The sequence below is a fragment of the Xanthomonas citri pv. citri genome (assembly GCF_000961215.1).
Lineage (GTDB): Bacteria > Pseudomonadota > Gammaproteobacteria > Xanthomonadales > Xanthomonadaceae > Xanthomonas > Xanthomonas cissicola.
The window spans coordinates 1,036,138-1,048,330 of record NZ_CP008998.1 but is presented as its reverse complement, the minus strand read 5'-3'; the positions used below and the strand labels follow the sequence as shown (position 1 = coordinate 1,048,330).

At 64.8% G+C, this 12,193-nt stretch carries 13 protein-coding genes; 7 read left to right on the top strand and 6 right to left on the bottom strand.

Features of this window, described 5'->3' with window-relative positions:
- The first annotated feature begins 64 nt into the window (after positions 1 to 64).
- The 6 genes from AMD14_RS05015 to AMD14_RS04990 all read left to right on the top strand — a co-directional run bounded on the left by AMD14_RS05015 (position 65) and on the right by AMD14_RS04990 (position 6,102).
- Complete coding sequence (locus tag AMD14_RS05015) at positions 65 to 787, top strand: hypothetical protein (protein WP_003487491.1); 723 nt, start codon at positions 65 to 67, stop codon at positions 785 to 787.
- A gap of 202 nt (positions 788 to 989) precedes the next feature.
- A complete protein-coding gene (locus tag AMD14_RS05010; RefSeq protein ID WP_015472545.1) occupies positions 990 to 1,391 on the top strand; it encodes an EF-hand domain-containing protein in 402 nt (133 codons plus the stop codon).
- 129 nt (positions 1,392 to 1,520) lie between these two features.
- Positions 1,521 to 1,994, top strand: a complete 474-nt coding sequence (locus AMD14_RS05005; protein ID WP_003487488.1) for a MarR family winged helix-turn-helix transcriptional regulator — start codon at positions 1,521 to 1,523, stop codon at positions 1,992 to 1,994.
- A gap of 45 nt (positions 1,995 to 2,039) precedes the next feature.
- The gene (locus AMD14_RS05000) at positions 2,040 to 2,867 is read left to right on the top strand and encodes a p-hydroxycinnamoyl CoA hydratase/lyase (RefSeq protein WP_005925862.1); all 828 of its coding nucleotides are present in this window, start codon (positions 2,040 to 2,042) and stop codon (positions 2,865 to 2,867) included.
- A gap of 83 nt (positions 2,868 to 2,950) precedes the next feature.
- On the top strand, positions 2,951 to 4,420 hold the full coding sequence (locus AMD14_RS04995; RefSeq protein WP_011050593.1) for an aldehyde dehydrogenase: 1,470 nt from the start codon (positions 2,951 to 2,953) through the stop codon (positions 4,418 to 4,420).
- 203 nt (positions 4,421 to 4,623) lie between these two features.
- The gene (locus tag AMD14_RS04990; RefSeq protein ID WP_011050592.1) at positions 4,624 to 6,102 is read left to right on the top strand and encodes an AMP-binding protein; all 1,479 of its coding nucleotides are present in this window, start codon (positions 4,624 to 4,626) and stop codon (positions 6,100 to 6,102) included.
- 178 nt (positions 6,103 to 6,280) lie between these two features.
- Here the strand turns inward: AMD14_RS04990 and AMD14_RS04985 are convergent, their stop codons facing one another.
- From AMD14_RS04985 to AMD14_RS04975, 3 genes are all read right to left on the bottom strand, one after another.
- On the bottom strand, positions 6,281 to 7,282 hold the full coding sequence (locus AMD14_RS04985; protein WP_005925852.1) for a LysR substrate-binding domain-containing protein: 1,002 nt from the start codon (positions 7,280 to 7,282) through the stop codon (positions 6,281 to 6,283).
- A gap of 66 nt (positions 7,283 to 7,348) precedes the next feature.
- Positions 7,349 to 7,708, bottom strand: coding sequence for a protocatechuate 3,4-dioxygenase subunit alpha (locus AMD14_RS04980; RefSeq protein WP_003487477.1), 360 nt, complete (start codon positions 7,706 to 7,708; stop codon positions 7,349 to 7,351).
- 10 nt (positions 7,709 to 7,718) lie between these two features.
- The gene (locus AMD14_RS04975; RefSeq protein ID WP_005925849.1) at positions 7,719 to 8,615 is read right to left on the bottom strand and encodes a gallate dioxygenase; all 897 of its coding nucleotides are present in this window, start codon (positions 8,613 to 8,615) and stop codon (positions 7,719 to 7,721) included.
- 235 nt (positions 8,616 to 8,850) lie between these two features.
- Here AMD14_RS04975 and AMD14_RS04970 point away from each other — a divergent pair, with 235 nt between their 5' ends.
- A complete protein-coding gene (locus tag AMD14_RS04970) occupies positions 8,851 to 9,525 on the top strand; it encodes a GntR family transcriptional regulator (protein WP_005921114.1) in 675 nt (224 codons plus the stop codon).
- A 164-nt stretch (positions 9,526 to 9,689) separates the two neighbouring features.
- Here AMD14_RS04970 and AMD14_RS04965 read toward each other — a convergent pair whose 3' ends face one another.
- The 3 genes from AMD14_RS04965 to AMD14_RS04955 form a co-directional block, all read right to left on the bottom strand.
- Positions 9,690 to 10,721, bottom strand: coding sequence for a SphA family protein (locus AMD14_RS04965; protein ID WP_015462895.1), 1,032 nt, complete (start codon positions 10,719 to 10,721; stop codon positions 9,690 to 9,692).
- A 151-nt stretch (positions 10,722 to 10,872) separates the two neighbouring features.
- Complete coding sequence (locus AMD14_RS04960) at positions 10,873 to 11,304, bottom strand: nuclear transport factor 2 family protein (RefSeq protein WP_011050589.1); 432 nt, start codon at positions 11,302 to 11,304, stop codon at positions 10,873 to 10,875.
- A 102-nt stretch (positions 11,305 to 11,406) separates the two neighbouring features.
- Positions 11,407 to 12,129, bottom strand: coding sequence for an alpha/beta fold hydrolase (locus tag AMD14_RS04955; RefSeq protein ID WP_003487465.1), 723 nt, complete (start codon positions 12,127 to 12,129; stop codon positions 11,407 to 11,409).
- Positions 12,130 to 12,193 lie beyond the last annotated feature (64 nt).

Sequence of the window (12,193 nt, the reverse complement as noted above, 5' to 3'; positions counted from 1 at the left end):
CATTGGTTCTCAGGCCGCGCAACAGCGTGATGGCATCCTGCAGGTCACCTGTGGAGGACTCCCCATGCAACCGATCGAATTGAAGGACGCGGCCGCCTTCGGCAGCGAATTTCTGCGCCTGACCCTGTTGCAGGGGTTTCAGTCGCTGACCAAGCGTGACCTGGAATTGCTGATCTTCGTGCTGCTCGAACGCGATGGCGCCATCTCGCGCAACAGCTCCAACGCAGCGGTCGCTTTGCAGTTGCGGGTGACTTCGGCCAAGGTCAAGGCATTGCGGCGCGATGGCTATGCGCGTTGGCGCTCGCTGGTGCCCGAAGAGGGCGACGCCGCGATGCAGCGGATCGTTGCCAACGTGCTCACCGAAGACAATCTGCGCTCCGGCGCAAAACACGTCAGCGAACGCAGCCGCAAGGAAGGCTTTTTGGCGGTGCGCATCGAACATCCCGACGACGCGCAACAGTTCGAACAAGCCATTCTCGATGTCGGTGCGCTGCCGGTGTACGAACGCAATCGCGAAGTGGTCGCGGTGCGCTTCGACACGCTGCTGAAAATCGCCGAGCGCTGGGGCTACCTGCAACCGGATCCGCAAGCCACCGTGCGCGCATTGCAGAAGCTCACGCCCACCGCAGAAGAGGTGTCGGATCTGCTCAAGAAGGACATCGCGCAGCTGCGCTGGGACGACGTGCGTCGCGCACTCAACAGCCTGGGTGCCAAGGCGGTGACGAGCACGGCGGAGGGCGGCCTGAAGGGGCTGCTGAAGATCGTGTTCCCCTTCATCCCCGGCTGAGTGGCGCTCACCAGCGCACTGCGCGATGCGCTGCGCAGTGCTCGCTCAGGGCCACGACGCAGCATCGCGACAAGGCATGTTCGCCCGCTGTGACATTCGAAAACGCATCCCGTCGCCAAGCGCCGCGCCACCGTCACCGTCACGCACAGCGCGAGGCCGCCAGGCTCTATGCTTGTGGACTGTTCCGCATCAGGGGGATCTGATGACCACTCGCCGTATTGCCACACTCGTCTCCACGCTGTCGCTATTGCTCTGCACTGCCGCACAGGCGCAACAGGCGCCCACGCCTGCCAGCAGCATGCCGCTGATCGACGTGCCCAGTGCCATCCGCACCCAGCCGCTCTCCAGTGGCGAGGTCACCCATCAAACCGAACTGGAGCGCCCGCGCGGCCAATCCAGCGTGATCGTGCGTTCGATCCAGCCCAGCAGCGTGGTCGGCAGCTATCGCATCGATTTTGAGGCCATGGATACCGATGGCGATGGGCGCATCAGCCGTGCAGAGGCGCAGGCCAACCCTGCCCTGGCCGATGAATTCGACGCGCTCGACACCCGTCACAGCGGTTACCTGACCCGCGAACAGCTCGCCGGCTGGCTGATTCGCTGATCGTCGTATGGCAGGCGCGGCTGCACTACGCAACCGCGCACTGCGCTTCGCGTCACGCCATCGCCCCCTCTTGCAGGGCCCGCTTGGGTCGGCTAGATTGTATTTAACGGATACAATCTGGACGGACCGATGACTGCTCGCCTTTCACTTGCCGCCGACCTTGGCTACCAGCTGCAACTGGCCGCCCTGGCCTCCAGCCACGCCGCGCGCCAGGAATTGGCCGAGCTACAGCTCACCCCGGCGCGTGTGACCGCGTTGATCCACATCCGCGACCAACCCGGCTGCGACCAGACCGAGCTAGGCAACCGTCTGCTGGTCAACCGCGCCGCCGGCATGAAGATCGCCAATGCGCTGGCCGAGCAAGGCCTGATCGAACGCCTGGCCGGCCGCGACCGTCGCAGCAAGGGCCTGTACCTGACCGACTCGGGCGAGCGCACGCTGCTGGTTGCACAGGGCTGCCTGGCGCGCGCAGGCGAACGCACCTGCACCGGCCTGCAGGCCAGCGAACAACAGACCCTGCTGCGCCTGCTCTGCAAGTTGAACGCCAGCGCTGCACTGGAGCGCGCCGCCGCGCCAGATAGCGCGTTGGCCGAAGCTTTCTGAGCCCATCGACACATCAGCACTCTCACGACTCGAAGGAGACGCCGCTTGAACGAGCATGACGTGGTATCGGTTCGCATCGAAAACCGCATCGCCTGGGTGAAGTTCGCTCGCCCAGACAAGCGCAATGCGATGAGCCCGGCGCTCAACCGCCGCATGATGGACGTGCTGGACGAGCTGGAATTCGACGACAACGTCGGCGTGCTGGTGCTCGGCGGCGAAGGCACCGCCTGGTCGGCGGGCATGGACCTGAAGGAATATTTCCGCGAAACCGAAGCGCAGGGCCTGCGCGGCGTGCGGCGCTCGCAGCGTGAATCGTATGGCTGGTTCCGTCGCCTGCGCTGGTATCAGAAGCCGACCATCGCCATGGTCAACGGGTGGTGCTTCGGTGGCGGCTTCGGCCCGCTGTTCGCCTGCGACCTGGCGATTGCCGCCGATGAGGCGCAGTTCGGCCTGTCGGAAATCAACTGGGGCATCCTGCCCGGTGGTGGCGTCACCAAGGTCGCGGTGGAACTGCTGTCGATGCGCGATGCGATGTGGATGACGCTGACCGGCGAAATGGTGGATGGCAAGAAGGCGGCCGAGTGGCGCCTGGTCAACGAAAGCGTGCCCCTGGAACGCCTGGAAGCCCGCACCCGCGAGGTGGCCGAACTGCTGCTGCGCAAGAACCCGGTCGCGCTCAAGTACGCCAAGGATGCGGTGCGCCGCGTCGGCACCATGACTTACGACGAAGCCGAAGATTACCTGGTACGCATGCAGGAAGCGGCCAACTCGTTCGACAACAACGCCCGCAAGGAAGGCATTCGTCAGTTCATCGACGAGAAGAGCTACAAGCCCGGCCTGGGCGAGTACGACCTCAGCAAACACAGCGCGTAAGCGCGTCCTACGGCGTCCGAAGCGGTGCGCGGTGTGCGTGCATCGCTGGCGCTGCCAGTGGTTTTCTGCACCGAGGAGGGAGTATGGAAGCCTTGTCCGAAACGCTGCGCGGGATCGCCGCAAGGGGTCCACTGGGCCTGTTTATCGATGGGCAATGGCGCGCAAGCACCGGCGATCGCACCGTCGATGTGATCGCGCCGCACACCGAAGAACGGCTGCTGCGCTACACCGAACCCTCGCCCTCAGATACCGAAGCGGCCATCGCCGCTGCACGCAGCGCATTCGACAACGGCCCCTGGCCGCAGCTCTCCCCGCAAGAGCGTAGCGTAGTGCTCAAGCGGGTGGCCGACCACTTGCGCGCACGCATGCCGGAGTTGGCCGAAGCATGGACGGGCCAGGTGGGCGCCACCCTCGGCTTCAGCAAGCGCGCGTCGCAGCAGGCGCCGGATCTATTCGATTACTACGCCGATCTGATTGCCACCCATGCATTCGTCCAACCGCGTGTGCGCCCCAGCGGTGGCCGCGTGCATGTGGTGCAGGAGCCGGTTGGCGTGGTCGCCGCAATCACGCCCTGGAACGCGCCGCTGGTATTGCTGTGCTACAAGGTCGCCGCCGCACTGGCTGCCGGTTGCACGGTGGTGGCCAAGCCCTCGCCGGAGACACCGATCGATGCCTATATCCTGGCCGAGTGCATCAGCGCCGCCGGCGTGCCCGATGGCGTGTTCAACCTGCTCCCCGCCGGCCGCGAGGTGGGCGAGCAATTGATCCGCCACCCGCACGTCGACAAGATCAGCTTCACCGGCTCCACCCAGGCCGGTCGCTCGATCGGCATCGCCTGCGCCGAGCGCCTGGCACGGGTTGGCCTGGAGCTGGGCGGCAAATCGGCCGCAATCGTGCTTGAAGATGCCGACCTCGCGAAGATGCTGCCCACCTTGGTGCCTTACTCCATGCCGATCGCCGGACAGGTGTGCTTCTCATTGACGCGCGTCCTGGTGCCGACGCAGCGCCGCGAAGAAATCCTGCAGGCGTATTGCACGGCACTGAGCGCAGTGAAACTGGGCGACCCGTTTGCGGCAGACACCGGCATGGGCCCGTTGGCCTTGGGCCGCCAGCTCGAACGTGTGCAGTCCTACATCGCCAAAGGCAAGGCCGAGGGCGCACGCCTGGTCATGGGTGGTAGCCGTCCGGCACACCTGTCGCGCGGCTTCTTTGTCGAACCGACGGTGTTTGCCGAGGTGATGCCCGACATGGCCATTGCGCGCGAGGAAATCTTCGGACCGGTGGTGAGCTTCATCGACTACCACGACGAAGCCGACCTCATCGCCAAGGCCAATGCCAGCGACTACGGTTTGCACGGCACCATCTACAGCGAAGACGCCGAACGCGCCTATCGCATCGCGCGCCGCGTGCGCAGCGGCAGTCATGCGATCAACGGCATGTGGGTAGATATCAGCATGCCATTCGGTGGCTTCAAGCACTCGGGCATCGGCCGCGAAGGCGGTATCGAAGGCCTGCATGCCTTCCTCGAAACCAGAACCCTCTACCTGAGCTAGCGCACAGCCGATAGAACGCGCCCATGCCTGCGTGCTGGCATGCACATCGCCACCCGAGTGCGCACTGCTTGCCTGCTGTTCGCCGGCGTACGTGTGGCTGCACCCTGCATTCGCGCACCACTTTCTCCGCGCGGTCTAAACCTTTCGCACCCAGCCGCCGCACTCACACCCAGTCACTTCCCACTCTCCCAGAAGACCGTGCCATGGCCATGCCGACCGACTCGATCGCTCTCCACGCCCGTCTCTCGCCGCAACAGTTTGCCGCACGCGACCTAGTGCTGAGCCTCGAATGGACCTACGCCGAACTGGACGCGTTGGTGGGCCGCCTGGCGGCCTTGTTGCGCCGGCGTGGCTGCGTCGATGGAGAGCGGCTCGCGGTGCTGGCGCGCAATTCGGTGTGGCAGGTGGCCCTGCACTTTGCCTGCGGGCGGGTCGGCGCGATCTATGTCCCGCTCAACTGGCGCTTGAGCGCCAGCGAGCTCGATGCGCTGCTGCAACGCGCCGAGCCGCGTGTGTTGCTGGGCGACGATGTCGCGGCCGCTCGCACGGACATGGACGCCCTGGCGGACTTTATCGCCAGTGCCGATGCACTGGAGCCCGCCGACACGCCATCGATTCCGCCGGATCGTGTGAGCCTGATCCTGTTCACCTCCGGCACCTCAGGTCAGCCCAAGGGCGTGATGCTGAGCGAGCAAAATCTGCAGCACGCCGCGCATAACTTCGGCGTCACCACGCGCGTGGACGCACGCAGCAGCTTTCTGTGCGAAGCGCCGATGTTTCACATCATCGGGCTGGTCACCAAAGTGCGCTCGGCTCTGGCGGTGGGCGGCTCGATCCAGGTGTCCAATGGCTTCGAGCCCAAACGCTCGTTGGGCTGGCTTGCCGATCCATCGCTGGGAATCACGCATTACGTCGGCGTGCCGCAGATGATGCAGGCATTTCGCAATCAGCCCGGCTTCGATGCGGCAGCGCTGCGCCATCTCACCGCATTGGTCAGCGGCGGTGCGCCGCACGCCAGCGACGATCTGCTTGGCTGGCTGGACGATGGCATCCCGATGGTCTGCGGCTTCGGCATGAGCGAGGCGGGCACGGTGTTCGGCATGTCGGTGAACTGCGATGTGATCCGCAACAAGCTGGGCGCGGCCGGCATCGCAACGCCATCGGTGCAGACGCGCGTGGTCGATGACAAGGGCAACGACTGCCCGGCGGGCGTTCCCGGTGAACTGCTCTTGCGCGGCCCCAACCTCAGCCCCGGTTACTGGCGCGACCCGCAGGCAAGCGCCGAGGTGCTCGATGGGCAGGGCTGGTTCCGTACCGGCGATATCGTGCAGCGCGATGCCGACGGCTTCTTCTGGGTCGTCGACCGCAAGAAGGACATGTTCATTTCCGGCGGCGAGAACGTGTATCCGGCAGAGATCGAAGCCTTGCTCGCAGACCATCCGGACATCCGCGAATGCGCAGTGGTCGGCCTGGCCGACCCGCAATGGGGCGAGGTGGGCTACCTGGCGATCGTGCCGGCCGCTGCGGCACCGGACCTGGAGGAGATCCGCAATTATCTGACCACCCGGCTGGCCAAGTACAAGGTGCCCAAGCATCTGCGGTTGGTGGACGCACTGCCGCGCACGGCAACCGGCAAATTGCAGAAAGCGCGCTTGAGGGACACCTTGGCCAGTGACACCTGATGTGCCATCGCATCCGGCGCGAATGCGCACCGCCAAGGGCACAACGGGCAGCCTGGGCTGCCCGTTGCTCTGGCGCGGCGCACGATCCACTGTCTGCAGCCGCGCTCGACATCCGTTGAGCGTTGAGGCAGCTCGGCAGGAATCGCGAAGCGCCGTGCGTTGCGCCGGCCTTACGCGATCACGCAGACGCATCCAGCAACACATCGTCTTCGCCAACGCGGTCGTCCACCCACACCGCGCCTTGTTCGGCCATGAGGGCGAGCTGGTGCTCCAGCTCGCGCATCAGCAAGCGCACGCCGGGCTTGTGCATTGCGCTCCCATCGCGATAGATCACTCCGCCTGCGCGCGCCTGCGAGGGTTGCTGCAACTGGAAGGCACGCAACTCGCCGCGTGCGATGTCGCCGGCTACCATCATGCTCGGCATCACCGCAATGCTGTCGGTACCGAGCAGGATTTCGCGCGTGAAGCTGGCCGAGCTGGAACGCAACTGGTCGCGCGTTGCAAGTCCGTGTTCGCGCATGACCTGCGCCACGTCGCGTTCGACATGCTGGCTCAAGGTCGGCAGCACCTGCCGGTAGGCCACCGCCTCGGCAATGCGCACCGGCCCATTCGCGAACAGCGGGTGGTCGCTGCGCGCCACCAGCGCAATCGGGTCCTGGTACAACACCTTGCGAATCAATGCGTCGTAGCGGGCCAGCGGATACAACCGCCCGACCACCAGATCGATCTCGTTACCGGCCAGCTTGGGCAACAGCTCATCGGTGCGGCCGTGCAGCAGGCGCACCCGCAGCGTGGGTTCGGTGCGATACAACGCGGCCAGCACCGCCGGCAGCAAACCGCTGGCCGCCACCGGCAAGGCGCCCACGGTGATCGTGAGCGCATCGTCCTGCAGAAGACCTTCGAAGGTGTCCTGCGCACGTCGCAGCTGCCCCAGCACCACATGCGCAGTCTGCACCAGCACCTCGCCCATCGCGTTGGGGCGCACGCCGCGCGAATGCCGCTCGAACAGCGGCGCACCGACGATCTCTTCGATCTCCTGCAAGGCGCGCGTGAGCGCGGGCTGGGTGACATTCAGGACGCGTGAGGCGCGCAACAGGCTTTTCTGTCGGTCCAGCGCTTCGATGACACGCAGGTGCCGCACCTTGATGCGATGTTCAAAGAACACGGAAGACATGGTCATGGGGGTGGGCCTTACGTTGGGAAGTCGGGTGATGCGGCGATGCGGCGCACAGCCAGTACGCATAGCTCAGCGCGCATGGGGCACACGCCGCGTCTGCATGAAGTCTTCGAACGATTCGCCGCGCATGATTGCGTAGACCTGCAGATTGGTCATGCGCACCACGCGCGCGAATTTTTCGATGACGAAGAAGTTGGCGCCGTACTGCACCAGGCCAAGCCAGTCGCGCGCACGGATCAGCGCCTTCTCCTGCTCGGTGAGGTCGGCTTCCTGCATCAATACTTCTGCATCCTGCAAGAAACGATCGCGCCACGGGGCGCGGATCATGTGCCAGAAAAAGCGGTTCAGGCGCAGCGCGCGATTGCTGGTGCGCAGATCGAACAGGTACGTGCCGCCGATCTGCTCCATGCCATGGGTTTGCGGATTCATCAGCACCTCCTCAGGCCGCGGCGGCAGTGCGCGCAAGCAGTTCGGCCGAACGCGGCGCGCCGGCTGCTTCTTCGCCCGGCTCGTACAGCACCACGGTCATCGCAGTGGTGGTCATCAGGTAGTAGTTCTGATGCAGCTTGCGGATCGGCCCATCCAGCGCGCCGCGCATCGCCAGCCACATGATCTGCTCCACGCTCTCCGCACCGCCCAGGCGAACGTAATCGGTGTGGGTGAGATGCGTGAGGGTCTCGGGCGCATGCTGGAAACGGTCCAGAAATTCCATGTCCCATTCGGTGTTGTTGAACCCGGTGCGTTCGCCATGGATCTGGTGCGATAGCCCACCGGTGCCTACCACCACCACCCGAAGATCTTCCGGATACGATTCGATCGCGCGGCGTACCGCCTGGCCCAGGCGATAGCAGCGCCGCGCGGTCGGCAGCGGATACTGCAGCACGTTGATGGCGATCGGCACCACCGTGCCCGGCCAGTCCGGCACATGCGGCCATAGCAGCGGCAGCGGCGCCGCGCAGCCATGGTCGATCGGCTTGTCCTGGAACACGGTCAGGTCGAATTCGTCATTGACCAGGCATTCGGCGATATGCGCCTGCAACTGCACGTCGCCGCGGATCGGCGGCAGGTTGCGCAGGCCCGCGCCCTCGTCGGCAACCGGAAAGCGCTCGCCCACGCCCAGCGCGAAGGTGGGATACAGATCGAAGAAGAACGTCGTGCAGTGGTCGTTGTAGAAGAACACCAGCACGTCGGCCTGTTGCGCGGCCAGCCACGCGGCCACTGGCGTGTAGCCGTCGAACAACGGCTTCCACACCGGGTCCTGCTGCTTGCCCTTGTCGTAGGCCACCCCGATGGTGGGAACGTGCGAGGTCCCGATACCGCCGATGATGCTTGCCATGTTGCGCTCCTGCGACGCGGGCCGGGCCCCGATCAGGGCAGGCGCGCGTCAGTGGGTGATTCGGGATCTGCAACGCAATGGATCCCAACAAAGGGCGACCAACGACGCCGGATCGCCAAAACGGTATCCTTGGGATCCAAATTGCCATCAAGCGATCTCATCCGCAAGGTCTTTATACCTGTAAGTGAGAGTTTTCCCTGTCGAAGGAACGTGCGCTGCGGTATGGCGCGAGAGAATGGAGCCAATGGCGAACAACCACCGATTGCAAGCGATTCAGCAGCTACGCGAATTGATCCTGTGCGGCACCTTCGCGCCCGGCGAGCGCGTCACCGAGGCGGCACTGGCCGAGCGCCTGGCGATTTCGCGCACGCCGATCCGTCAGGCCCTGCCGGCGTTATGCCAGGAAGGCCTGCTGGTGCAGGCGGGCAGCCGTGGTTACGCCGTGCGGCGCTTCAGCCAGCAGGAAAGCCTGGATGCCCTGGCGGTGCGCGCAATGATGGAAGGCATGGCCGCACGCACCGTCGCCGAACAGGGCGCCCCGGCCGAGCTGCTCGCCACGTTGCATGCCTGTCTGGGCGAAGGCGACCGCATCCTGGCCAGCCGCAACCTCTGCGCCGACGATGAGCAGGCGTATGGCGCAATGAACGCCCGTTTCCACCGCGCCATCGTGGAGGCGGCCAACAAGCCGATCCTGACCGAAACCGTGGAACGCTGCACATTGGTGCCGTTCGTCAGCCCGGTCAACGTCGTGTTCGGCCAACGCACTGCCGCGCTTGCCTACGACGATCTGTTTTACGGACACAGGCAACACGGCGCGATCGTTTCGGCCATCGAACAACGCGATGGCGCACGCGCGGAATTACTGTTCCGCGAACACGCCAACACGCAACGGCACAGCATGGGAATCTGAAACGCACGTGTTGCGGCGGTTGACCCATTGCACGCGCTGTGCCGCATATTGATGGATGACGTGGAGTGCACAGCGCAAACAGCGCAAGCCGATCCACTCGGCACATTGCACCAGCTCCAACCCACACGCCGGCATGCGCCGGCAATGTGGGTGACCGGCGCGCGTTACAGCGAGTGCACAATCATCAGGTTATAGCTATTGCCTGCCACCGAGTTCTCGACCTCGATAGGGAGGTAAACATTGAAGTTGAGAAGGTTCTTTTCGTCGAACCGCCAGGACAACCCAGGGCCAACATAGAACTGCCTGCGCTTGCTGTCGGGGATGCTCTGGTCGTTGGTGCGGTTGTTCTTCAACTGCTGCAGGTAATACCCATTGATGCCCAGACGCAATTGTTCGGTAACCTCGACCGAGCTGGCGAAGTTTGCCCAGAGCACATCGCCGGCCTGGCCATTGCGAAAACGGAACCCGGGAATCGGCGTCACGCCACCGGCGCGGCTGGTGCGGAAGTTGTAGAGATAATTCAGCCGCCCGCTGATTTCCCAATTGTCGCTGGGTTGCACGGTGAAGGCCCAATGCGGTGCGACCGACCAGAAACCGGTACTCTGGTTGATGGCGATATCGCGATCGAACTTGCCCACGGGCGCGAAGGCGTCGATGGCAAATCGCTGGAAGAAGAACACCCGCCCATCGCGCATCACTGGCGGCATCTGCAGCGCCGGCCCGAACGAGATATCGCCCATACCCAAGCCATTGCTGCTCAAGCGCACCGGGCTATCGGCAGCGACGGAGGTGTCGTAATTGACCAGCGGCACGATCGCATTGAAGCTCAACGAACCGCCGTTCCAGGTGTATGGCGTGACGTAGATGAGCTGAGTCAACGCGACGCTGACCCCAACCTTGGGGTCGCGGAACGCCGGCGAATTGTCGCCGCTGGCATTTTTGATCGCATCGAAATCGTAGTACCGCAGATACTCGATGGCCGTCCATCCAGGCTTCATGGAGCCGAAGCCATCTAGAAAACTGGTGCCCCCCAAATTGATGCCTTGGGGTGGCGCCGCGGTTTCCGGCACAGCCTGCGCCCACGCTGCTGGCGACGCTGCGGCCAGCAAGGCAGCGATGATCAATGCAGGTTGACGAGGCGACAGCGCACGCGACAACACCGAACCACAACGAGCAGACGAACGGACGCGTTCCACTAGGCGAATCTCCGATGCAAAGGGAATGGAGGACTGCGATGCGACGCGACGTGGAGGGGGGAGAAAACGGGACCGCAAGAGGGCGACGCGCGGCGTGCGCCATCAGGACAGCGATGGGTAAGGGTGTCGTCTGCAGCCCGGATGCGCTGACTCAGCCGGTGCCGATCCGCAGCAGCAGCGACCCGAGCCGTCGCTGGAACAACCAGCGCCCCTGCTCGAGCACCAGCACATCCTCGAAGCTGCCCAGCAATGCCGGCGATTGCGCCGTCCACGGCGGCGCTGCGGCGGTATCACCAGCGGTGTAAAGCAGTACGTGGCTGTGCGCGTGCGCCAGCGTGTGCGACTGGACGCTGACCAAGGTATCGAGCATCAGGTGGCACGTCGTGCGCGGCGCACGCTCGCGAAACGACTGCAAGATGGCCTCGCGCCCATGCACGGGCGCATCCGGTGCACTGGGGCGCGCGAACACACCATCGTCGGTGAACAACGCGGCGAGGCCGGCATGATCATGGCGATCGTTGTACAGCGCGAACCGGCGGATCGCTTGCTCGCAGGCGATGATGATCGAGGCGTCTTCGTGCATGCAGCGCTCCTCAAGACGTGACCAACGCAATCTCGATACCCGACGAACGACGTGTTTGGGCAGCAGTCGTCACGTCGTGCCACGCGTTCGGCCGACGCGCCATCACGCGGCCTGCAACCAGTCGCGCAGCGCGTCGCTGACGGCGGCAGGTGCTTCGACCGGCGCCATGTGCCCGCAGTGCTCGAAGATCGCCAGCCGCGCCTGCGGAATGTGTCGTGCCATGTCCTGATGCCGCGCCAACGGGCTCCACGCGTCTTGTCGCCCGACTCCCAACAACGTAGGACACGTGATGTGCGCGAGCACCGGCCCCGCATCGGGGCGTTCCAGCAAGGCGTTGGTCTGCCCAGCAAAACTCTGCGCACTGTGCCGCTGCACCATGGCCATCAAGCCATCCATCAACTCGCTGTCGGCGCTGTGATCGGGGTGCAGCATCGGCGGCAGCCAGCGCTGCGCCAGCGCCTGCATCCCCTGGGCGTGCGCCAGTCGCACCAACGCAAGTCGTTCTTCGCGTTCGCCGGCGCGGCGCGGCGCGATGCCTGTATCCAGCAGGGCCAGCCGCAGCACGCGCGCGGGCGCCTGGCGCATGATGTCCAGCGCGACCCGTCCGCCCATCGAATGTCCCGCCAGCGCAAAGTGCGGCGGCGCGACGGCCAATACATGCGCGGCCATCTGCGTGATGCTGTCGAAGCCGGCGAAATCCATCACCTGCACGTCGGCCAGATCGCGCAGCGCGACGCGCTGCGGTTGCCAGATGGCGGCGTCGCACAGCAGGCCGCACAACAGCAGCACTGCCGGCTTGGACGAAGGAGGCGCAGACGAGGTCATGGCGCGACTGTAGCCACGGCAGCCACGCACGTCGTATGGAACCTGCTGCCTTCGCTATAGCATC